19 protein-coding genes are annotated in these 22336 nt (G+C 67.6%); 12 read left to right on the top strand and 7 right to left on the bottom strand.

Translation table 11 applies throughout. From position 1 onward, the window contains the following. Positions 1 to 58: 58 nt before the first annotated feature. Positions 59 to 790: a substrate-binding periplasmic protein gene (locus tag LJF27_RS19885; RefSeq protein WP_003109736.1), complete on the top strand. Its 732-nt coding sequence runs from the start codon at positions 59 to 61 to the stop codon at positions 788 to 790. On the opposite strand, the gene yccS is transcribed toward LJF27_RS19885, so the two are convergent. Further along, positions 787 to 2988 carry a YccS family putative transporter gene (gene yccS, locus LJF27_RS19890; protein WP_003084700.1) on the bottom strand — a complete coding sequence of 734 codons (2202 nt, stop codon included), beginning with the start codon at positions 2986 to 2988 and terminating at the stop codon, positions 787 to 789. The genes LJF27_RS19885 and yccS overlap by 4 nt on opposite strands. A 261-nt stretch (positions 2989 to 3249) precedes the next feature. Further along, a complete protein-coding gene (gene dbpA, locus LJF27_RS19895) occupies positions 3250 to 4626 on the bottom strand; it encodes an ATP-dependent RNA helicase DbpA (protein ID WP_003113273.1) in 1377 nt (458 codons plus the stop codon). Positions 4627 to 4973: 347 nt separating this feature from the next. Here dbpA and LJF27_RS19900 point away from each other — a divergent pair, with 347 nt between their 5' ends. Further along, positions 4974 to 5183 carry a cold-shock protein gene (locus LJF27_RS19900; protein WP_003084710.1) on the top strand — a complete coding sequence of 70 codons (210 nt, stop codon included), beginning with the start codon at positions 4974 to 4976 and terminating at the stop codon, positions 5181 to 5183. A gap of 150 nt (positions 5184 to 5333) precedes the next feature. Continuing rightward, entirely contained in the window at positions 5334 to 5858 is a 525-nt protein-coding gene (locus tag LJF27_RS19905; RefSeq protein WP_003117916.1) for an ATP-dependent zinc protease, read from the top strand. 102 nt (positions 5859 to 5960) lie between these two features. Here LJF27_RS19905 and mdtD read toward each other — a convergent pair whose 3' ends face one another. Further along, complete coding sequence (mdtD, locus tag LJF27_RS19910; protein ID WP_003084717.1) at positions 5961 to 7394, bottom strand: multidrug transporter subunit MdtD; 1434 nt, start codon at positions 7392 to 7394, stop codon at positions 5961 to 5963. Positions 7395 to 7767: 373 nt separating this feature from the next. Between mdtD and clpG the strand changes: the two genes are divergently transcribed. Then, positions 7768 to 10566, top strand: coding sequence for an AAA family protein disaggregase ClpG (gene clpG, locus LJF27_RS19915; protein WP_003117917.1), 2799 nt, complete (start codon positions 7768 to 7770; stop codon positions 10564 to 10566). 101 nt (positions 10567 to 10667) lie between these two features. Then, positions 10668 to 11246: a DUF2780 domain-containing protein gene (locus LJF27_RS19920; RefSeq protein WP_003084725.1), complete on the top strand. Its 579-nt coding sequence runs from the start codon at positions 10668 to 10670 to the stop codon at positions 11244 to 11246. A gap of 197 nt (positions 11247 to 11443) precedes the next feature. On the opposite strand, the gene LJF27_RS19925 is transcribed toward LJF27_RS19920, so the two are convergent. Continuing rightward, positions 11444 to 12331: an acyltransferase gene (locus LJF27_RS19925; protein WP_003099939.1), complete on the bottom strand. Its 888-nt coding sequence runs from the start codon at positions 12329 to 12331 to the stop codon at positions 11444 to 11446. A 142-nt stretch (positions 12332 to 12473) separates the two neighbouring features. Here LJF27_RS19925 and LJF27_RS19930 point away from each other — a divergent pair, with 142 nt between their 5' ends. The 6 genes from LJF27_RS19930 to LJF27_RS19955 all read left to right on the top strand — a co-directional run bounded on the left by LJF27_RS19930 (position 12474) and on the right by LJF27_RS19955 (position 17176). Then, entirely contained in the window at positions 12474 to 12983 is a 510-nt protein-coding gene (locus LJF27_RS19930; RefSeq protein ID WP_003084733.1) for an ATP-dependent zinc protease, read from the top strand. 84 nt (positions 12984 to 13067) lie between these two features. Then, a complete protein-coding gene (gene creB, locus LJF27_RS19935) occupies positions 13068 to 13757 on the top strand; it encodes a two-component system response regulator CreB (RefSeq protein WP_003113268.1) in 690 nt (229 codons plus the stop codon). Beyond that, on the top strand, positions 13757 to 15181 hold the full coding sequence (gene creC, locus LJF27_RS19940) for a two-component system sensor histidine kinase CreC (protein ID WP_010793529.1): 1425 nt from the start codon (positions 13757 to 13759) through the stop codon (positions 15179 to 15181). The genes creB and creC overlap by 1 nt, the downstream gene beginning before the upstream one ends. A 102-nt stretch (positions 15182 to 15283) precedes the next feature. Further along, positions 15284 to 16642: a cell envelope integrity protein CreD gene (creD, locus tag LJF27_RS19945; protein WP_003099944.1), complete on the top strand. Its 1359-nt coding sequence runs from the start codon at positions 15284 to 15286 to the stop codon at positions 16640 to 16642. Positions 16643 to 16691: 49 nt separating this feature from the next. Then, on the top strand, positions 16692 to 16994 hold the full coding sequence (locus LJF27_RS19950) for a hypothetical protein (protein WP_003084737.1): 303 nt from the start codon (positions 16692 to 16694) through the stop codon (positions 16992 to 16994). Further along, positions 16991 to 17176 carry a hypothetical protein gene (locus LJF27_RS19955; protein ID WP_003084739.1) on the top strand — a complete coding sequence of 62 codons (186 nt, stop codon included), beginning with the start codon at positions 16991 to 16993 and terminating at the stop codon, positions 17174 to 17176. Before LJF27_RS19950 ends, LJF27_RS19955 begins: the two co-directional genes overlap by 4 nt. Here the strand turns inward: LJF27_RS19955 and LJF27_RS19960 are convergent. Together LJF27_RS19960 and LJF27_RS19965 are read right to left on the bottom strand one after the other, a co-directional pair. After that, positions 17139 to 17759, bottom strand: coding sequence for a glutathione S-transferase (locus LJF27_RS19960; protein WP_003113265.1), 621 nt, complete (start codon positions 17757 to 17759; stop codon positions 17139 to 17141). The two genes, LJF27_RS19955 and LJF27_RS19960, sit on opposite strands and share 38 nt — an antisense overlap. Before the next feature lie 18 nt (positions 17760 to 17777). Next, a complete protein-coding gene (locus LJF27_RS19965) occupies positions 17778 to 18728 on the bottom strand; it encodes a virginiamycin B lyase family protein (protein WP_003111755.1) in 951 nt (316 codons plus the stop codon). Positions 18729 to 18813: 85 nt separating this feature from the next. On the opposite strand from LJF27_RS19965, the gene LJF27_RS19970 reads away from it, so the two are divergent. Further along, positions 18814 to 19671: a PP2C family serine/threonine-protein phosphatase gene (locus tag LJF27_RS19970; RefSeq protein WP_003099950.1), complete on the top strand. Its 858-nt coding sequence runs from the start codon at positions 18814 to 18816 to the stop codon at positions 19669 to 19671. Between the two features lie 172 nt (positions 19672 to 19843). Here LJF27_RS19970 and fiuA read toward each other — a convergent pair whose 3' ends face one another. Continuing rightward, on the bottom strand, positions 19844 to 22252 hold the full coding sequence (gene fiuA, locus LJF27_RS19975) for a TonB-dependent ferrichrome receptor FiuA (RefSeq protein WP_023117219.1): 2409 nt from the start codon (positions 22250 to 22252) through the stop codon (positions 19844 to 19846). Positions 22253 to 22336 lie beyond the last annotated feature (84 nt).

Consider the following 22336-nt stretch of genomic DNA (forward strand, 5'->3'; position numbering starts at 1 on the left):
TGCGTGCCCGGGGTCGGGATGGCTATGCTGTGGCGATCCACTCCCGGGACGCTCCTTCATGCTGCGATGCGCACTCCTGCTGCTGACATTGCTCCTCCCTTGCGCGCTGCCTGCCGCCAACCTGCGCCTGGTCGGCGACTCCTGGCCGCCTTTCGTCGATTCGCGCCTGCCTGGCAACGGCCTGGCGGTGGAACTGGTGACCACCGCGCTCAAGCGCGCCGGCTTCGACTCGAGTTTCCAGCAGGTACCCTGGTCGCGTGCCCTGTACGGCGTGCGCAGCGGCGACTACGACATCGCCCTGAGCGCCTGGTACGAGCCCGCCCGCAGCCTCTACGGGCAGTTTTCCCGCGCCTACCTGAGCAACCGCATTCGCCTGCTGCAACGCAAGGGGCGGGGTATCGAGTTTTCCCGCCTGAGCGACCTGCGTCCCTACCGCATCGCGGTCGTGCGCGACTATGCCTACGCGCCCGAATTCGACCGTGACAGCCGTTTGCAGAAGGTCAACGTGACCAGCTTCGCCAACGCCGCGCGGATGCTCGAGGCGGGGCGGGTCGACCTGGCGGTGGAGGACGAGCTGGCGCTGGGGGTCGCCTTCAAGGGCGAGCTGGCCGATTTGCGCGACAAGCTGGAGGTACTGCCCACCCCGCTTGGCGAGAACGGCCTGCACCTGCTGGTGAGCCTGAGGAATCCCCGGCATGACGAGATCGTCGACGGCTTCGACCTGGCCATCCGCGGCATGCGCGACGACGGCAGCTACCAGCGCCTGCTGGAGCGCTACGGCGCGCGCTAGGGCTGGCCTGGCAGCGGCTGCGCGCCGGCCAGTTCCTTCTTCAGCAAGTGCGCGGCCAGGGTGCGCAGCGGGGCGAGCTGGCGACAGATGTGCGCCAGTTGGGTCTGTACCAGGCGATGGCTGTCGTCCATGTCCTCGGGCATCTGCTCCAGTTCCTTGGCCAGCGCTTCCTCCTCTTCGCTGTAGATGGCGACCGGGCGTTTCTGTTCCAGGCTCGCGGCGATTTCCTCGAGGCTGGCGGAGAGCCGCTCGGCGGCGCGCTCCAGGAGGCCGTCGCTGGCGTCCTCGGGCAGGCTTTCGCGGTGCGCGCCGAGGCCGGATAGATAGCTGAGCAGGGTGTGCGAGAGGACCAGGAAGCGGAAGCCGATCTCGGCGTCCTTCCTGAAGTGGCCGGGCTCCAGGAGCATGTTCGACAGGGTGGTCGAGAGCGCCGCGTCGGCGTTGTGCGCGTTGCGCCGGGCGGTGCGGTAGTCGAGGTCGTCGCGCTTGCCGGTGGCGTACTGCTGCATGATCTGCCGCAGGTAGCGGCTGTTGCAGGCGAGGGTGTTGGCGAGCATGCGGTTGAGCCGGCGGCCCTGCCAGTCGGGCAGCACCAGGAACACCGCGAGGCCGGCGATCAGGCTGCCTAGCAAGGTATCGAACAGGCGGGGCAGGATCAGCCCGTAGCCATCGCCGACCTGGTTGAAGCAGAACAGCACCAGCAGGGTGATCGCCGCCGTCGCCAGGGTATAGCGACTGCTGCGGGTGGCGAAGAAGGCGACCCCGGCGGCGACCGCGAACAGCGACTGCACCAGCGGGCTGGGGAACAGGTCGATCAGCGCCCAGCCGACCACCAGGCCGACCACCGTACCTAGGATCCGCTGCACCAGGCGCAGGCGGGTCGCGCCATAGTTGGGCTGGCAGACGAACACCGTGGTGAGCAGTATCCAGTAGCCCTGGGTCGGATGGATCCAGTGCAGCACGCCGTAGCCGGCGGTCAGCGCCAGGGCCATGCGCAGGCCGTGGCGGAACAGCAGCGAGGTCGGGGTGAGCTGCTGGCGCAGGCGCTCGAAGGCGTCCTTCAGGCTGCGCGGCGAGCGGTCGAGCAGGGCGCTGTCCTGTTCGTCGGCGATGGCGTCCGGGTTGCTCGCCCCGGCCAGCTTGCGGTCCAGCGTGGTGAGGTTGGCGGCCAGGGCGCCGAGCGAGCGCAGCAGGCCCTTCCAGGCCGGGTTGCTCTGCTGGCGCAGGTGTTCGAGCGAGGCCTGGAGGTCTTCCAGGGCCAGCTCGCGGTCGGCGTAGTCGAACGGCTGGCGCAGGCGGATAGCCCGCGCCAGGGCCTGGCAGGCCTTGCCCTGCTGGTTGAGCAGGCGCTGGCAGCGGAACAGCACGTCGCTGTGGAAGAACGCCTCGGCCAGCCGGTTGTACGGGTAGTGCGAGGAACTGGCGCGCTCGTGGACGTCCTGGGCGATGAAATAGAGCTTCAGGTAGCGGCTCACCTTGGGGCCCGGCCGGCCATGGCCGAGACGGTTGAGAATGGTCTCCTTGGCCTGGTTCAGCGCCACCACCACCTTGCCGTTCTGCCGTGCCAGGGCGAGGCGCTGGCCCTCCACGTCGAGCTGGCGCAACGGTTCGAACAGGCTCGACTTGATCCTCAGGTATTCGCCCAGCTCGAAATACAGGCGGGAAAGACTCTGCTGCACCGGCTGGTTGGAGAACAGCGCGTTCCACAGTACCGAGAGCAGCCCGTACCAGGCCGCCCCGGCCACCAGCAGCAGCGGTTCGTGCCAGACATCGGCGACCTCGCCGCCGCGCTGGTCCACGCCGATCATGGTGTAGATCGAGAGGATCAGGGTCGCCGAGGCGATCGCCGCATAGCGCTCGCCGAGGGCGCCGAGGAGGATCATGCCGAACGCCGACAGCGCCATCCCGGAAACGAACAGCCAGGGATAGGGGAACAGCAACTCGACGGCGAAGGCGGCGACGCTGAAGCACAGCAGGGTCACCAGCAGCGCTTGCAGGCGGCCGAGCCAGTTGTCGTCGGTCTCCGCCAGGGCGCTGGCGATGATCCCGAGGAACAGCGGGATCAGCAGCTCGATGCGGTCCTGCCACCAGCACAGCAGCAGGGCGCCGGCCAGGGCGATGAATACCCGCAGGCTATAGGCGAACTTGTCGAGGGCCCAGAGGCGGCGGAGCGTGTGTGTCAACGAAGAGGGCGGCATGGGGGCGGAGTGCTATCCGATGGTCCGTGGTTCAGCCTATGTGGCCTGTCCGGCTAATTCAATCGGCCGATTTCGCGCGACTGGAAGTCCGCTGCCCGCCGCAGTCGCAGGAAGCGCTGCCGTGGGCAACTCGGTCGAGCCGGGCATCTGGCGGATGCAGGCTTCGTGCCTGCGAACGCTAAGACGTCGTCGCCGCGCCGAACGTTACCCGGCGGCGATATCGCGCGCCGGAGCGGGCCCGGCGAGCGAAGCGGCGGCGCGCTAAAGCAGGCGGACCTTGAACGAGCGACCCTTGATCTTGCCTTCGCTCAGGCGCTTGAGGGCCTGGTGGGCGAGGCCGCGCTCGATGGCGACGAAGGCCTGGAAGTCGAAGATGGCGATCTTGCCCACCGCGCTGCCGGGCAGCCCGGCGTCGCCGGTGAGGGCACCCAGCAGGTCGCCGGGGCGCACCTTGTCCTTGCGTCCGCCGGCGATGCACAGGGTGCTCATCGGCGGCAGCAATGGCTCCGGGCTGGCCTTCAACTGGCCGAGGGCGTACCAGGCCAGCGGCTGCTTCTGCAGGTCCTCGATGGCCTGCGCGCGGCTGGCCTCGGCCGGCGCCACCAGCGACAGGGCCAGGCCTTTCTCGCCGGCGCGACCGCTGCGTCCGATGCGATGGATGTGGACCTCCGGGTCACGCGCCAGCTCGACGTTGATCACCGTTTCCAGGGCGGCGATGTCCAGCCCGCGGGCGGCCACGTCGGTGGCCACCAGTACGTTGCAACTGCGGTTGGCGAACACCGTCAGGACCTGGTCGCGCTCGCGCTGCTCCAGGTCGCCGTGCAGGGCCAGGGCGGAAATCCGCTGCGCCTTCAGTGCGTCGGCCAGCTCCTGGCACTGCTGGCGGGTCTGGCAGAAGGCCACGCAGGACTGTGGCCGGAAATGCTGGAGCAGGCGTACCACGGCGTCCATGCGCTGTTTCGGATCGATCTCGAAGAAGCGCTGCTCGATCTGGCTGTCGGCGTGCAGCGACTCGACCCTCACCTGTCGCGGATCGCGCATGAAGGTCTTCGCCAGCTTCTCGATGCCGTCCGGGTAGGTGGCGGAGAACAGCAGGGTCTGCCGGCGCTCGGGGAGCTGGCCGATGATCTCGGCGATGCTGTCGTAGAAGCCCATGTCGAGCATCCGGTCGGCTTCGTCGAGGACCAGGGTATTGAGCCCGTCGAGGACCAGGGTGCCCTTGCGCAGGTGCTCCTGGATGCGCCCCGGGGTGCCGACCACCACGTGCGCGCCGTGCTCCAGCGAAGCCACCTGCGGGCCGTAGGGGACGCCGCCGCAGAGGGTCAGGACCTTGATGTTGTCGGCGGCGCGGGCCAGCCGGCGGATCTCCTTGGCGACCTGGTCGGCCAGTTCGCGGGTCGGGCACAGCACCAGCGCCTGGCAGCCGAAGTAGCGCGGGTTCAGCGGGCTGAGCAGGGCGAGGCCGAAGGCCGCGGTCTTGCCGCTGCCGGTCTTGGCCTGGGCGATCAGGTCGTGGCCCTGGAGGATCAGCGGCAGGCTCTGCGCCTGGATCGGCGTCATCTCCCGGTAACCGAGGGAGTCGAGATTGGCCAGGAGGTCCGCGGAAAGCGGCAGCGAGGAGAAAGCGGTGGAGGTCACGGGGCAGGGCTCGGCAGGCGATACGAGCGGCTAGTCTAGCAGCCTGCGGCGGCTTGCCGCGTGCGATCGCCGCCGGAGCAGCAGCGACAGGCAATGTATCTTTGGCCAGTACCGTTCGTCCGAAAAACGAAAAAAGCGCGTTTCTGTATTTTTATACAGGTTCGCTTTCCTCAGTTTTTTGTCGTAGAGTGCTGACACTGTGTTTGCATGGGTCGCCGTCGATCGTGACCTGATGCGGTCGGAAATTCCAGCCCGTCCTGCTCGACTCCTTGTAACTCCTTGCAACTCAGTTACCGGCTACGATTTCGTGGCTAAATCAATACCCATAGTTCCAAGGAGAACTTGCAATGTCCCGTCAGAACGGCACCGTTAAGTGGTTCAACGAAACCAAAGGCTACGGCTTCATTACCCCGGAAAGCGGCCCGGACGTTTTCGTTCACTTCCGTGCCATCGAAGGTAACGGCTTCAAGACCCTGGCCGAAGGCCAGAAGGTCAGCTTCGAAGTCGTACAAGGCCAGAAAGGCATGCAGGCCGAGCGCGTTCAGGTGATCAACTAAGATCCCTGGGCCCCAGCCCGAAGAACCCGGATGGAAGCATCCGGGTTTTTTATTGCCCGGAGAAAACCGTCACACTGTCTTCGCCTGCCGTTCACCCTGTCTTGACGAGTTCCCGCCCAGAGTGGCCCGGTCCCGTTCGGAGTCGTTTCGATGAAGCCTGTGCAATCCCGTCGTCTGGCCTTCGCCGCGCTGTTGTCGCTGTCGTTCTCTTCCGCGTCCTGCCATGCCGCCACCGAGCACTGGGGCTGGATCGAGCAGTCCTGGCTGATGCCCGAGCGCATGCAGGCCAAGGCCAAGCTGGATACCGGCGCGCTGACCTCGTCGCTGGACGCGAGGAATATCCATCGCTACAGGAAGGACGGCGAGCGCTGGGTGCGCTTCGATGTCGTGCTGCCCACCGCCGACAGCAAGGCGCCGGTCAGCGTGACCTTCGAGCGCAAGGTGCTGCGGCTGATCAAGGTACGCGGCGCCGGCGGCAGCGACAGCCGTCCGGTGGTGGCGATGGACATCTGCCTGGGCGCCAAGCTGCTGCGCGAGCAGTTCTCCCTGCGCGACCGCGGCAACATGAACTATCCGGTGCTGCTCGGTCGCCGCACGCTCGAACACCTCGGCGCGGTCGACGTGTCCCGAACCTTCACCCGCAAACCCACCTGCGGCGCGCTTGCCGCTCAGTAGAAGAACCCGCGCGGCAGTCCGGCGGCCAGCGCCAGCCGGGGCAGCACGATCAGCGCCGTCATCCACAGGTTGCGCGGGCGCGCCTCGTCCTCGCGAGCCCGGCTAGAGGTCCGGGTCCTTTTCCGGATCGACCCGGCGCGGGCTGGTGCGGCCGTCCTCGCTGCCGAGCTGGAAGAAGATCGCTGCGGCCAGCATCGACATCAGGCCGACGCTGACATAGGTGGCGTGGAAGGCGCCGAGTACGGTGTCCTGCCCCGTATCCAGGTCGGTCTGGAAACCGCCCAGCAACGCCGCCGCGCAAGCCACGCCAAGGCTGATCGACAATTGCACGACCACCGACATCAGGCTGTTGCCGCTGCTGGCGTTGCTGTCCTGCAGGTCGATCAGGGTGAGGGTGTTCATCGCCGTGAATTGCAGGGAGTTCACCGCGCCGAGCAGGCTCAGGTGCAGCAGCAGCCAGACGTAGGGGGTGTCCTGGTCGACCAGGCCGAAGCCGGCGATCAGGCAGCCGAGGATCAGGGTGTTGCCGACCAGCAGCTTGCGATAGCCGAAGAAGTCCAGCAGTGGCTTGGCCATCGGCTTGGCGACCATCGCGAACAGCGCCAGCGGGATCATGGTCATGCCCGCGGTGGAAGGCGGGTAGCCCAGTCCCACCTGCAGCAGCAGCGGGGTGAGGAAGGGCAGGGCGCCGCTGCCCAGGCGGGCGAACAGGTTGCCGAGGATGCCGACGGCGAAGGTCCGCGCCTTGAACAGGCTCGGCGGGAACAGCGGCTTGTCGATGCGTAGCGCGCGCAGCCAGTAGGCGGTGAGCAGGACCAGTCCGCCGATCAGCAGCAGGACCACGCGCAGGTGCGACAGGTGCAGCTCGCCGAGTCCTTCCAGGGCGATGGAGATCAGCACCATGGAGCCGCCGAAGAGCAGGAAGCCGATGCTGTCGAAACGGCTCGGCACCGGGCTGCGCAGGTCCGGCATCAGCTTCATCGCCACCAGGCAGCCGAGCAGGCCGACCGGCAGGTTGATCAGGAAGATCCAGTGCCAGGAGGCGTACTCCACCAGCCAGCCGCCCAGCGTCGGTCCCGCCAGCGGGCCGAGCAGGCCGGGAATGGTGACGAAGCTGAGCACCCGCACCAGGTCCTGGCGCGGGTAGACGCGCAGGATCACCAGCCGTCCCACCGGCATCATCAGCGCGCCGCCGACGCCCTGTACGATGCGCGCCCCGACCAGCAGTTCGAGGCTCGGCGACAGCGCGCAAAGCAACGAGCCGAGGCTGAACAGCAGTACCGCGCCGAGGAACACCCGGCGCGTGCCGAAACGGTCGGCGATCCACCCCGAGGCCGGTATCAGCAGGGCCACCGTGAGCAGGTAGGCGATCACCACCGCCTGCATGCGCAGCGGGTTTTCGTTCAGCGAACTGGCCATGCTCGGCAGCGCGGTGTTGAGGATGGTGCCGTCGAGGGCTTGCATGAAGAAGGCGACGGCAACCAGCCAGGGCAGTTGGCGGGCGATGCGGGGGGTGAGCTGGAACGGCTCGCTCATGGACGGGCTCCCTCGGGCGGACAGGGCCCAAGCATAGAGAAGTTCTCGCCGCGATGGGACGGCCGGCGACCGGATCGGGGCGAACAGCGGGCATTGCGGCGGAAGTCGCGGCCAGAGAGGTCGCCTTTCATTGTCCTGGGTCAAGCCGAAGCGCTGGCGCTCGCCGGCTGCTGTGCTAGTACTCAAGAGTCACCCCGTCAGTGGCTGCGGATGCGACGTCGGCGCTTCGTCATCGCACGGACATGTCCCGCGTTGCATGCTCGACGGCGCGTGCTTCACCGCCTTGTCGCGATGTTCTCCACGCAGCGCTCGGCGACCCCGGTCGCCGCTGCCGTCGCCGAAGCCCACCTTCCGTGGAAACAGGAGTCCTCCCATGGCCCAGGAACTTTGCGCTATCTGCCACGAACGTCCCGCCGTCGCCCGCGTCAGCCTGGTACAGAACGGCCAGCGCCGCGAACTCGCCCTCTGCGAACTGCACTACCGCCAGTTGATGCGCCAGCAGCGCATGCGCTCGCCGCTGGAGTCGCTGTTCGGCGGCGGCAGCCCGTTCGACGAGATCTTCTCCGGCTTCGGCGAGCAGAGCCCGGTCACCCCGGTGCGCGCCCGCGAGCCGGAGGCGGTGGACATCGCCGAGTACTTCAGCAAGCAGACCACCGAGTACCTGCAACGCGCCGCGCAGGTCGCCGCCGAATTCGGCAAGCGCGAAGTGGACACCGAGCACCTGCTCTACGCCCTGGCCGACGCCGACGTGGTGCAGGCGGTGCTCAAGCAGTTCGGCCTGTCGCCGGCCGACCTCAAGCAGTACATCGAGGCCAACGCCGTGCGCGGCGCCAGCAAGGGCGAGGCGAGCGAGGACATGACCATCTCGCCGCGGGTGAAGAGCGCCTTGCAGCATGCCTTCGCCCTGTCCCGCGAACTCGGCCACAGCTATGTCGGCCCCGAGCACCTGTTGCTCGGCCTGGCGGCGGTGCCGGACAGCTTCGCCGGGACGCTCCTGAAGAAGTACGGCCTGACCGAGCAGGCGCTACGGCAGAAAGCGGTCAAGGTGGTCGGCAAGGGCGCCGAGGACGGCCGCGTGGACGGCCCGAGCAACACTCCGCAACTGGACAAGTTCAGCCGCGACCTGACCCGGCTGGCCCGCGAAGGCAAGCTCGATCCGGTGATCGGCCGCTCGAAGGAAGTCGAGACCACCATCGAGGTGCTCGCCCGGCGCAAGAAGAACAACCCGGTGCTGATCGGCGAGCCCGGCGTCGGCAAGACCGCCATCGTCGAAGGCCTGGCCCAGCGCATGGTCCAGGGCGAGGTGCCGGAGGTGCTGCGCGACAAGCGCCTGGTCGAACTGAACATCAACGCCATGGTCGCCGGCGCCAAGTACCGCGGCGAGTTCGAGGAACGCCTCAAGCAGGTGATGGACGAACTGCAGGCGGCGCAGAGCGAGATCATCCTGTTCATCGACGAGGTGCACACCATCGTCGGTGCCGGCCAGGGCGGCGGCGAAGGCGGGCTGGACGTGGCCAACGTGCTGAAGCCGGCGATGGCGCGCGGCGAGATGAACCTGATCGGCGCCACCACCCTCAACGAGTACCAGAAGTACATCGAGAAGGACGCCGCGCTGGAGCGGCGCTTCCAGCCGGTGTTCGTCCCCGAGCCGACGGTGGAGCAGACCATCTCCATCCTCCGTGGCCTGCGCGACAAGCTCGAAGGCCACCACAAGGTGACCATCCGCGACGAGGCCTTCGTCGCCGCCGCCGAGCTGTCCGACCGCTACATCGGCAACCGCTTCCTGCCGGACAAGGCCATCGACCTGATCGACCAGGCCGCCGCCCGCGTGCGCATCGCCAGCACCTCGCGGCCGGCCGAGATCCAGGAACTGGAGGCCGAGCTGGCGCAGCTCAAGCGCGAGCAGGACTACGCCGCCAGCCGCAAGTGGTACGACGAGGCGAAGGTCTTCGAGAAACGCATCCAGGAACGCAAGGAACACCTCGAGCAGATCACCGAGCGCTGGCAGCAGACCCAGGGGTCGAAGACCGAGGAGGTGCGGGTCGAGGACATCGCCGAGATCATCTCCAGGCTCACCGGCATCCCGGTCACCGAACTGACCGCCGAGGAGCGCGAGAAGCTCCTGCAGATGGAAGAGCGCCTGCACCAGCGGGTGATCGGCCAGCAGGAAGCGATCACCGCGGTCAGCGACGCCGTGCGCCTGGCCCGCGCCGGGCTGCGCCAGGGCAGCCGGCCGATCGCCACCTTCCTGTTCCTCGGCCCGACCGGGGTGGGCAAGACCGAGCTGGCCAAGGCCTTGGCCGAGGTGGTGTTCGGCGACGAAGACGCGATGATCCGCATCGACATGAGCGAATACATGGAGCGCCACGCGGTGTCCCGGCTGATCGGTGCGCCGCCGGGCTACGTCGGCTACGACGAGGGCGGCCAGCTCACCGAGCGGGTGCGCCGGCGGCCGTACAGCGTGATCCTGCTCGATGAGATCGAGAAGGCCCACGCCGACGTCAACAACATCCTCCTGCAGGTGTTCGACGACGGCCGCCTGACCGACGGCAAGGGGCGCGTGGTGGACTTCACCAACACCATCATCATCGCCACCAGCAACCTCGGCTCCGAGCTGATCATGAAGAACGCCCAGGCCGGCGAGTTCGCCCAGCCGCCGGAGAAGCTCAAGCGCGAACTGATGACTACCTTGCGCGGACATTTCCGCCCGGAATTCCTCAACCGCCTCGACGAGGTGATCGTCTTCGAGTCGCTGAGCAAGGCGCAGATCGAGGACATCGTGCGCCTGCAACTGGAGCGGGTGAAGCGCGCCGCGCACGCTCAGGACATCTACCTGCACATCGACGACAGCCTGGTCGGCCACCTCGCCGAAGAGGCCTACCAGCCGGAGTTCGGCGCCCGCGAGCTGAAGCGGCAGATCCGCCAGCAACTGGAGACGCGCCTGGCCACGGCGATGCTCAAGGGCGAGGTGAAAGAGGGCGAGACGGTCACCTTCTTCTACGACGCCAAGGACGGCGTCGGCTACCGCAAGGGCGCCGCGCCGAAGCCGGCGGCACGCAAGAAATCCGGCGCCGGCGAGACGCCCAAGGGCCGCGCGACGGCGGCGAGGAAGCCGGCGGCGAAGAAAGGCGCCGCCGCCAAGGGCAAGGCCGACAAGCCGAAGGCCAAGTGACCCGACCAAGGTTGGGGAACAAGGCACCGGCCGGCCGGTCGAAATCTCACCCCGGCCTGCGAATGCGGCCGGGGCGTTCGATATCTCATGAGGAATTGCCGATGCGCGTCACCACCCACGCTACCCTGGCCGCGGCCCTGCTGCTCAGCGCCGCCTCCGCGTTCGCCTTCAATCTCGGGGATGCCGCCAAGGCGGTCGCCGGGGCATCCCAGGGCGACTCCGCCCAGGTAGCCACCACCCCGCAGACCAGCGGTCTGCTCGGCGCACTCACCGGCCAGCTCGGGGTCAGCCAGGAGCAGGCGGTCGGCGGTACCGGCGCCCTGCTCGGCCTGGCCAAGAACCAGTTGGCCGGCAACGATTATTCGCAACTGGTTAAGACTATCCCCGGCCTCGACAAGCTGGCCGGCAACAACGCCCTGGCCGGTCTCGGCGGGCTCGGCAACGTGCTCGGCAAGAGCGGCGGCGACAGCAAGGGCCTCGGTTCGCTGCTCGGCAATGCGGACAGCATGGGCGACGTGAACAAGGCCTTCGGCACCCTGGGCATGGATAGCGGGATGACCGAGAAGTTCGCCCAGGTGCTGGTCGACTACTTCGGCAAGCAGGGCGCCAACAGCGAGCTGCTGGGCAGCCTGAGCAATCTCTGGGGAGTGAGCAAGGCGGGCGGCTCGTCGCTGCTCTGATCTGCCGCCAGCGGATCGGCGGATAACCGTGTTGCGGTTATTCGCCCTACGAAGTGGGTGCGGCGCCCGGATATTCGTTGCCCGCACCGGTAGGGCGAATAACGCCCCCGGCGTTATCCGCCGCTGCGCCGTGGAAACGGCGGATAACCGCGTTGCGGTTATTCGCACTACGAGATGGGTGTGCTTCGGCCGGTACTTCAGCGCAGTTGCCGCAAGCGGGCGATGCGTTCGTCCTTTTCTTCCCACATGCGCGAGACCCATTCCTGCACGTACTGGCGGAACACCGGGTCGTTCTCGTAGTCGCCCTGCCACAGGGCGGGATCGATCGGGCGGGTCTGGATGTCGACGATCACCTTCGGCACCCGTCCGCAGAGCAGGTCCCAGAATCCCGGCACCTTGTCGCTCGGGTAGACCACGGTGACGTCGAGCAGGGCGTCCAGTTGCTCGCCCAGCGCGGCGAGGACGAAGGCCACCCCGCCGGCCTTGGGCTTGAGCAGGTGGCGATAGGGCGACTGTTGCCGGGCCTTCTTCTGCTCGCTGAAACGCGTGCCTTCCAGGTAGTTCACCACGGTCACCGGGATGCGCTTGAACTTCTCGCAGGCGGCCTTGGTGATCTCCAGGTCCTTGCCCTTGAGTTCCGGGTGCTTCTCCAGGAAGGCCTTGGAATAGCGCTTCATGAACGGATACTCCAGCGCCCACCAGGCCAGGCCGAGGAAGGGCACCCAGATCAGCTCCTTCTTGAGGAAGAACTTGAAGTACGGGGTGCGCCGGTTGAACACCTGGATCAAGGCGGGGATGTCGACCCAGGACTGGTGGTTGCTCACCACCAGGTACGAGGTGTCCTGGCGCAGGTCGCCGGCGCCGCGCACGTCCCAGACCGTCGGCGTGCAGGTGGCGAAGATCCACTTGTCGATCTCCGCCCAGGTCTCGGCGATCCACATCACGCCCCTGGAGCAGAGGTCCTTCAGGCGCTGGCCGGGGAGCACCAGCTTGAGCAGTGCGATCAGCATCATCGGGCCGATCAGGATCAGCGTGTTGAGAAGCAGCAGAAGGCTGCTGGTCAGGCCGGTCAACAGTTCCCGCATGGTTGGTTTCCCTGTCCTGGGTGTGGGTCGACGCGGCCCATCATACGCATCCGCGCCGCGCCGCCCAAGCCGCCGGCGTGGCGAACGAAACCGCGCCGTGCTAGTCCTATGTGGACCTCGTATCACTTCAGGAGATGCCCGCGTGAAGCGTGCCCTTGCCTTGCTCTCGCTGTTCGCCCTGCCGGTCCTCGCCGCCGAACCCAACCTCTACGGCCGCTACGAATGGGTCTCCCTGCCGGAGCTGGACCGCACCCTGCAGGCGAAGATGGACACCGGCGCCTACACCTCCTCGCTGTCGGCCAAGGACATCGAGTTGTTCCAGCGCGACGGCGAGGAGTGGGTGCGCTTCCGGCTGGCCACCAAGGAGGCCGACGGCTCGGTGTTCGAGCACAAGCTGGCGCGCATCGGCAAGATCAAGAACCGCGCCGACAACCGCAACGGCGAGGACGAGGATGAGGACCGCCTGAGCGAACGCCCGGTGATCGACCTGCAGGTCTGCCTGGGCGGAGCGATGAAGACCATCGAGGTCAACCTCACCGACCGCAGCGCCTTCAACTATCCGTTCCTGATGGGCACCAAGGGCTTGCGCAAATTCCACGTCGCGGTCGATCCCTCCGAGCGCTTCGTCGCCGACAAGCCCACCTGCAAGTAAGCGTCCTACGCCACCGGCGGCGCGATTGACGCGCGCGCCGGCTTGCGGCACCGTTCCGGCATTCCCGTCAGCCGCCGTCACGCCATGCCGCATATCCTGATCGTCGAAGATGAAGCCGCGATTGCCGACACCCTGCTCTACGCCCTGCAGGCCGAAGGCTTCGCCACCACCTGGGTGACCCTCGCCGGCGAGGCGCTGGCGTTGCAGGAGCGCCAGCCGGCGGATCTGCTGATCCTCGACGTCGGTCTGCCGGACATCAGCGGTTTCGAGGCCTGCAAGCGCCTGCGGCGGTTCTCCGAGGTGCCGGTGATCTTCCTCACCGCGCGCGATGCCGAGATCGACCGCGTGGTCGGCCTGGAGATCGGCGCCGACGACTACGTGGTCAAGCCGTTCAGCCCGCGCGAGGTGGCGGCTCGGGTCAAGGCCATCCTCAAGCGCATGGCGCCGCGCCCGGCGGCGCTGGAAGAGGCCGCGCCGAGCGGGCCGTTCCAGGTCGACGAGGAGCGCGTGCGGATCCACTACCGCGACACCCCGCTCAACCTCACCCGCCACGAGTTCCGCCTGCTGCAGACGCTGCTCGGGCAGCCCGAGCGGGTATTCAGCCGCGAGCAGTTGCTCGACGCCCTCGGCGTCGCCAGCGAGGCCGGCTACGAGCGCAACATCGACAGCCACATCAAGAGCCTGCGCGCCAAGCTGCGCCAGGTGAACGAACGCGGCGAAGCGATCCAGACCCATCGCGGCCTGGGCTACAGCTACAGCCCGGACCACGCCTGATGCCGCTCGGCGTTCGGATCTTCCTGGTCTACTTCCTGTTCGTCGGTCTCACCGGCTACTTCGTGCTGAGCACGGTGATGGACGAAGTGCGCCCCGGCGTGCGCCAGTCCACCGAGGAAACCCTGGTGGACACCGCCAACCTGCTCGCCGAGATCCTCCGCCAGGACGTGAAGAACGGCACCCTGGCACAGAGCGACCTGCCGGAGATGCTCGAGGACTACGGCAAGCGGGTGCCGCAGGCGGATATCTGGGGCTTGCGCAAGGAGGCGGTGAACCACCGCATCTACGTCACCGACGCCAGCGGCAAGGTGCTGCTGGACTCCGCCGGGGTGGCCGTCGGCCAGGACTATTCGCGCTGGAACGACGTCTACCTGACTCTCCGGGGCCAGTACGGCGCGCGCTCCAGCCGCGAAGACCCGGACGACCCGGATTCCTCGGTGATGTACGTGGCGGCGCCGATCAAGGATGGCGGGAAGATCATCGGGGTGGTTTCGGTGGCCAAGCCGAACAGCAGCCTGCAACCCTACATCGACCGCTCGCAGCGGCGCCTGGCCTGGCTCGGTGCCGGGCTGATCGCCCTCGGGCTGCTGGTCGGCGGCCTGCTCTCCTGGTGGCTCAGCGGCGCGCTGCGGCGCCTCACCCAGTACGCACAGGCGGTCAGCGAGGGGCGCCGCGCCGAGCTGCCGCGCTATCGCGGCGGCGAGATGGCGCAACTGGCCGACGCGGTGGAACGCATGCGCACGCAACTGGAAGGCAAGGACTACGTCGAGCGCTACGTGCATACCCTGACCCACGAACTGAAGAGCCCATTGGCGGCGATCCGTGGCGCCGCCGAGTTGCTCGACGGCGAGATGCCGGCCGAGCAGCGGGCGCGCTTCGTCGGCAACATCGCCGGCGAGAGCGAGCGCCTGCAACAACTGATCGAGCGCCTGCTGAGCCTGGCCCAGGTGGAGCAGCGGCAAGGCCTGGAGGAGGTCGGCAAGGTCGACCTGCGGGAGATCGCCGCGTCCCTGCTGGAAGGCCAGGCGGCGCGTATCCAGCGCCAGCGATTGCGGGTGGAGAACCGCCTGGAAGGTCCCTGCGAGGTTCGCGGCGAGCAGTTCCTGCTGCGCCAGGCGCTGGCCAACCTGCTCGACAACGCCCTCGACTTCACCCCGCCCGGCGGCATCCTTCGCCTGCTCGCCGAGGTCGACGGCGAGGGTATCGCCTTGCGCCTGTTCAACCAGGGGCCGGCGATTCCCGACTACGCCCTGGCGCGCCTCACCGAACGCTTCTACTCGCTGCCGCGCCCGGCCAGCGGGCGCAAGAGCACCGGGCTGGGACTGAACTTCGTCGCCGAGGTGGCGCAACTGCATGGCGGCCGGTTGCAGGTCGGCAACCGCGACGACGGCGTCGAGGCGCTGCTCTGGCTGTCGCGCGGCTGAGGCGCCTCCACGGAAACTCCATCGACTCTCCACACGGCGACCCGAAGCCCGCCATCGCGGCGCCGCAGACTTTCCGCCATCACCCCGACGGAGAGTCCCCCCATGAACCGCACGCTGGCCTACAAGCTCGGCGCCATCGCCCTACTCATCCTGCTATTGCTGATTCCCCTGTTGATGATCGACGGCCTGATCCGCGATCGCCAGGAGGTTCGTGACGGCGTGCTGCAGGATATCGCCCGCAGCTCCAGCTACAGCCAGCGCCTCACCGGCCCGCTGCTGGTGGTGCCGTACCGCAGGACGGTGCGCGAGTGGGTCACCGAGGAGAAGACCGAGAAGCGCGTGTTGCAGGAGCGCGAGCAGCGCGGCGAGCTGTACTTCCTGCCCGACCGCTTCGCCCTCGACGGGCAGATGCGCACCGAGCTGCGCTACCGTGGCATCTACCAGGCGCGCCTGTACCACGTCGACAACAAGGTTGCCGGCTACTTCCAGGTGCCTGCGCACTATGGCATCGAAGAAGACCTGGAGGACTACCAGTTCGAAACGCCGTTCCTGGCGATGGGCATCAGCGACATCCGCGGCATCGAGAATGCCCTGCGCCTGTCCCTCAACGGTGCCAGCGTTGACTTCGAGCCGGGTAGCCGGGTCGGCCTGCTCGGCAGCGGTGTGCACGCACCGCTGCAAGGCGTCGACGGGCGCCAGGCGCAGCGCCTGGAGTACGCCTTCGACCTGTCGTTGCTCGGCAGCGAGCGGCTGGACATCGTGCCGGTGGGCCGCGACAGCCAGGTCATCCTGAAGGCCGACTGGCCGCACCCGAGCTTCGGCGGCGAGTTCCTGCCCAGCGAGCGGGAGATCACCGCCCAGGGCTTCACCGCGCGCTGGCAGACCAGCTTCTTCGCCACCAACATGGAAGAGGCGCTGCGCAGTTGCGTGGAGGAGCAGCGTTGCGACGGCTTCCAGGCGCGCGCCTTCGGCGTCGGCCTGGTCGATCCGGTGGACCAGTACCTGAAGGCCGACCGCGCGATCAAGTACGCGCTGCTGTTCATCACCCTGACCTTCGCCGGCTTCTTCCTCTTCGAGGTGCTCAAGCGCCTGGCGGTACACCCGGTCCAGTACGCGCTGGTCGGCCTGGCGCTGGCGTTCTTCTACCTGCTGCTGCTGTCGCTGGCCGAGCACGTCGGCTTCGAGCTGGCCTACCTGGTCTCCGCCGGAGCCTGCGTCGGCCTGATCGGCTTCTACCTGTGCTTCGTCCTGCGCAGCGTGGCCCGAGGGCTGGGCTTCAGCGCCGGCCTGGCAGGGCTGTACGGCCTGCTCTACGGCTTGCTGAGCGCGGAGGACTACGCCTTGCTGATGGGTTCGCTGCTGCTGTTCGCGGTGCTTGCCGCGGTGATGGTGCTGACCCGCCGCCTGGACTGGTACGGGGTCGGCCGCAAGGACTTCCCGGCGGTACCCGCCAGGGCCTGACGACGAAGGCGGCGGCGCCGGCCGCCGCCGATTTCCAAGGAGGAAAAGCATGCGCCTGTTCTTCGAGTTCACCCTCTGTGCCGCCCTCGGCCTGCTGGTCAGCGGCGTGATCCTGATCTTTCTGCTGTTCTTCGGCAAGTTCGGCCTGATCGAGTACTGGATCGCCAGCGGCAAGCCCCTGGCCCACGCCATGCTGGTGCTGATGCCGGACGGATTCTGGGAAGGCCTCAGCGGCATCGAGGGCGCCGCCGGCAATCCGCACGTGCGCTCCTTCCTGGAGCTTTGCATGGGGCTCGGACAGAGCGCGCTGTTGCTGGGCCTGCTGCTGTTCCGCCTGGTGTGCTGGAAATGAACGGCTATGTCGGCCTGCGCGACGACCGTCGCGACGGCGAGCGCCTGGCGGCGCGGATCGGCCTGCTGTTCCCCGGCCCCTCGGCGGCCTGGCTGCAACGCGCCGAGCGCCTGCGGCGGCAGCAGGCGTCGGCGGGCCTCGGGGTCAGGCGCGGGTGGCCTGCATCGACGGGCGCTGGCTGACTTCGGCGAACCAGGCGGCGAGTCGCGGGTAGCGGCCGCGCCAGTCCCACTCCGGCTGGCGCAGGTCGAGATAGCCCAGGGCGCAGGCGACGCCGATGGCGGCGATGTCGAAGCGCGCCTGCAGTTCGGCGATGCAGTCGCCCTCCAGCCACGCCAGGGACCGCCCGATCTTTTCCCGCTGTGCTTCGAGCCAGGTGTCCCAGCGCTTCTCCTCGGGGCGGACGAAGGTTTCGTAGCGGGACAGCACCGCGGCGTCGAGGACGGCGTCCGCCAGCGAGGCGATGGTCAGGCGTCGCCAGCGGGCGCTGCCTTCGCGGGGGATCAGCGGTTCGCCGACGTGCTGCTGGTCGAAGTAGTCGCAGATCACCCGGCTGTCGTGCAGCACCTGGCCGTCCGGCAGGCGCAGGGCGGGAATCTTGCCGGCCGGGTTGCTGGCGTTGAGCTGCCGGATGGGCGCGACCGGCGTCGGCGTGACTTCCTCGAGCGCCACGCGCTCGCGTTGGCCGGTTTCGTGGAGCAGGACCAGGACCTTGCGCACGAAGGGCGAGGCGGCGGCGTAGAACAGCGTATGGGTAGCGCTCATGCGGGCTCCTTGGAAGGATCAGTCGCGGACGACGCGCAGACGATCGGCGGCAGGCTCGGCGCTCCAGGTTTCTCCGGGGCGACCGCCGAGCAGGGCGTTGCCGGGCGCCGGCCGGTCGCTGGGCAGGACGCGGAATGTCGCCTGCTCACTGTCGAAACGCAAGAGCGCCCCGCTGGCGGCGTCGTGCAGCCAGACACGGTCCATGGCGTCGACCCGCAGGCTGTCCGGGCGGGCCTGGCTGTCCGGCAGCGGCCAGCTCTGCCACGAGGCATCGCTGGGATCGTAGCGGTACAGCCGGGCGCCACCGCTGTCGCTGGCCCAGAGCCTGCCGATGGAGTCGGCGCCGATCCCGCGCAAGGCCTTCGTGCCTTCAGGCGCGGGCAACCGCTCGGCGCTGCCGTCGAGCGGATCGACATGCACCAGCGCGTCGTCCTGCGCGTACCAGACCTCGCCGTCCGGGGTGACGCAGATGCCGTTCGCCGCCTTGCCCTGGGGCGAGGGCCAGACCTCCACCAGGCGCCTGGCTGGGTCGAGGCGACCGTGGAAGCCGCGGCTGCCGGTGAACCAGAGGCGCCCGTCGTCGTCGAATACCGCGGACTCGAGCCCGGCCGGCGCGGCCTTGGCCGGTAGCGGGAAACGTTCGCTGCCCAGGCGCTCGCCGCCGATGCGAAGGATGGCGTTGAGGCCACTGTCGAGCACCCAGGCGTTGCCGCTCTCGTCGCTGACGATGGCTCGCGGCCGCGCGCCTTCGCCGAGCGGCACCTGCACGCTCTCGCCACTGGTCGGGTCGAGGCGCCCCAGCGAATGCCCGCCGTCCGCGCCGTACCAGACCGCACCCTGTGCACTGGGCGCGACCGCGTAGGGCGCGGAGCCCTTGTCCAGCGGGTAGTACTGTTCGCCGGCCAGGGCGGCGCCGGTCGACGACAGGGCCAGGAGCAGGCCCAGCAGCGGGTAGGGCAGGTGACGCATACGGTTCTCCCGGAACGACGAGCGGAACGTGGAAAGGCTCTGTCTTGCTATTCTGGCAGCGCATTGAGCATAGGAGGAACTGCGAATGGCCACAGTGGAAATACTCGGGGCGGAATGCCGCGCGGGGGGCGCGGTGAACGACGATGCGCTGGGCTGCACGGCGCAGGCCGCCTGGGTGATCGACGGTGCCACCAGCATCGGTCGCAGCGTGCTGGGCGTGGAAAGCGACGCGCGCTGGCTGGCCCAGGCGGTGGACCGGCACCTGCGGTTGCTGCTGGAAGTCGAGCCCGAGCAATCCAGCGAGACCCTGCTGCGGCGCCTGCTCAACGATATCCAGGGCGACTTCCGCGCCCAGAGCGGCCGCGACTGGCACGACCTCGAAGACATGCCGGCGGCCTGCCTGAGCCTGCTGCGGATTCGCGGCGGAGAAATCGAACTGCTCAACATCGGCGACAGCCGGATCCTCGTCGAAGGCGCCGACGGCCAGGTACGCAGCTTCGGCGATTCGGCCCTACACGAACTGGATCGGCAATCCCTGGCGCATTTCTGCCGGATGCGCGAGGAACATCCGCAGTGGGATCACGCCGAACTGTTCAAGGCCAGCCGCCCGCGCGTGCGGCAGAACCGCCTGCTGATGAACAAGCCCGAGGGCTACTGGGCGCTGGACATCAGCGACCGCTGGCTCGGCCAGGTGCAGCGCGAGACCTTGCCGCTCGCCGCGTTGCGTTCCTTCGTGCTGATGACCGACGGCTTCGACCGGCTGGTCGAGCCTTTCCGCCGCTATACCGACGAACAGTTGCTGCGGCGCCTCGAGGACGTCGGAGTGAGCGCCATGCTCGACGAGTTGCGCGAGATCGAACAGGGCGACGACCAGGCCCTGGCTTTCCCGCGTTTCAAGATCCACGACGACGCCAGCGCGCTGTGGGGTCGGATCGCGGGGTGAACGATGATCTCCGGCGCCCGGAATGCAGGTCCTCCCCATTGCGCCGGCTGCCAATATCCCGGCCCTCTCCCTCAGGCGGGAGGAGGGCATCCGGTGCCCGGAAGGTACGTTCTGCGGTAGGGCGGATAACCGCGAAGCGGTTATCCGCCGTTACGCACCTGTGACGCGTCGCTCACCACTTGTAGCTGACGCTGCCCACCACGCTGCGCTGGTCGCCGTAGTAGCAGTAGTAGCCGTCGCAGGACGCCAGGTAGTCCTTGTTGAACAGATTGTTGGCATTGACCGCCACGCTGACGCCTTTCAGGCTGCCGTTCAATTGGCCCAGGTCGTAGCGCACGGCGGAGTCGTACAGGGTGTACGAGCCGGCGTAGCCGTCGTAGGTGTTGGCCTGGTCGCCGTAGGTCGAGCCTACGTAGCGGGCGCCGGCACCCACGCTGAAACCGTTCAGCGCACCCTCGTGCCAGGTGTAGTCGGCCCATAGCGAGGCCTGGTTGCGCGGCGCCTGTTGCAGGCGGTTGCCTGCGTACTGGCCTTTTTTCACTTCGGTGTCGGTGTAGCTATAGGCGCCGATCATCTTCAGGTTGTCGGTGACGTTGCTGGTGGCTTCCAGTTCTATCCCGGAGACCTTCACTTCGCCCGTCTGCGAAGTGACCGGCGTGCCGCCTATGTTCTGCGACACGCTGACGTTCTCCTGGCGCAGGTCATAGACCGCGGCGGTGAACAGCGAGTCGGAGCCTACCGGCTGGTACTTCACGCCGATTTCCCATTGCTTGCCTTCGGTCGGCTTCAGCGAACTGGTGCTGTTCATATCGGCGCCAGTGGTGGGCTGGAACGACTCCGCATAGGAGATATAGGGCGCCACGCCATTGTCGAAGATGTAGCTGAGCGCTGCGTTGCCGCTGAACTTCTTGTCGCGGCTGGTATTGGTGGCGTCGCCCTTGTTGTAGAAGGTGGCGCCTGTGTGCACCCAGTCCTCGCGACCGCCGAGGGTCAGGCGCCAGTTGTCGAGGGCGATCTGGTCCTGGACGTAGAGGCCGGTCTGGTAGGTCTTCTGCTTGTAGTCGTAGTACGCGTCGGAACGCGGCGGCTTGGGAATCGGCTGGCCGTAGATCGGGTTGTTGATGTTGGTCGGCGGTACATTGAAGCCGAAGATCGAGGTGTATTCGTTGGTGGTCCGGTTGTGGTCCAGGCCCAGCAGCAGGGTGTGGCGCAGCGCGCCGGTGTCGAAGTCGGCCTGGAAGTTGTTGTCCACCACGAACTGGCTGACGTCTTCGTCCACTGATGTGCTGGTGCGCTGCAGGGTACCGTCGTCGCTGGCGGCAGCGTAATAGCTGGCTGGGGTCAGCGCCTGGAACGACAGGTCGTTGCGCAGGTAGCGCAGGTTCTGGCGGAACTGCCAGACATCGTTGATCCGCCGCTCGAAGGCGTAGCCCAGCCAGTAGTAGGTGCGGTCGTAGTATTCCCAGTCCGGATCGCCGAGGTTCTTGTGATGGGAAACCTTGCCGAACGGCGTGTCGTACTTGGTTCCGCGTAGCGGCAGGAACTGGCTGGTGATGCCGGTATCGTCGCGGTTGAACTGGCCGAGGAAGGTCAGCCTGGTGTCGTCGTCGATGTTCCAGGTCAGGCTCGGGGCGATGTTGTAGCGCTTGTCGTCGATATGGTCGACCTGGGTGTTGCTGTCGCGCACCACGCCGGAGACGCGGTAGAGAAAGCGTCCCTCGTCGTCGAGCGGGCCGGTGCTGTCGAAGCTGACCTGCTTGTGGTTGTAGTTGCCGACCTCGGCCTTCACCTCGTGACTGGCGACGTTCTGCGGACGCAGGCTGACCATGTCGAGCATGCCGCCCGGCGGGGTCTGGCCGTAGACCGAGGAGGCCGGGCCGCGCAACAGGGCGACACGCTCCAGGTTCCAGGTTTCCAGCTTCGGGTTGTTGTAGACGCCGACCGCCATCGGCAGGCCGTCGAGGAACTGGGTCGGCTTGAAGCCGCGCACCTTCAACCAGTCGGAGCGGGTGTCGCTGCCGAAGCTGCTGGCGACGACGCCGGGCATGTAGCGCACCGCGTCGTCGAGGTTGTGCACGGCGCGGTCGGTCATCTGCTGGCGGGTCGCCACCGAGATCGAGCGCGGGGTCTCGAGGATCGGCGTATCGGTCTTGGTGCCGGTCATGCTGCGCTTGGCCACGTAGCCGCTGGTCGGCCCCAGTGGGTCTTCCTCGGCGCCGCTGACCGTCATCGCCTGCAGCGACAGGGTGTCTTCCGGCACCTTGCGCAGGCTGTAGGTGCCGCCGGCATTTTCCACCAGTTCCAGGCCGCTGCCCTTGAGCGCTTCGCGCAATGCGCCGGGCGCGTCGAAGCGACCTTGCACGGCGTGGGCGCTGCGTCCTTCGGCGAGCGCCGGGTCCAGGGTGAGGACCAGGCCGGCCTGGGCCGCGATGCGGTTCAGGGTGCCTGCCAGCGGCCCGGCGGCGATGCGGTAGTCGCGCACGCTGGCCTGTTCGGCCGGGGCGGCGTGGAGGAACGGTGCGGGAACGGCGAGGGCGATGGCTAGGGCGAGCAGGCCGGGACGGAACGTCGGGCGGGGCATGTGCGGGGCTCCTGGATGGAAACGAGTCTCAATGCCTCCTTGCCGGACGAGTCGGAAAAAGTGATAGGGCCGGCGGGAAAAATT

It is taken from the genome of Pseudomonas sp. 203-8 (assembly GCF_020708595.1).
GTDB lineage: Bacteria > Pseudomonadota > Gammaproteobacteria > Pseudomonadales > Pseudomonadaceae > Pseudomonas > Pseudomonas aeruginosa.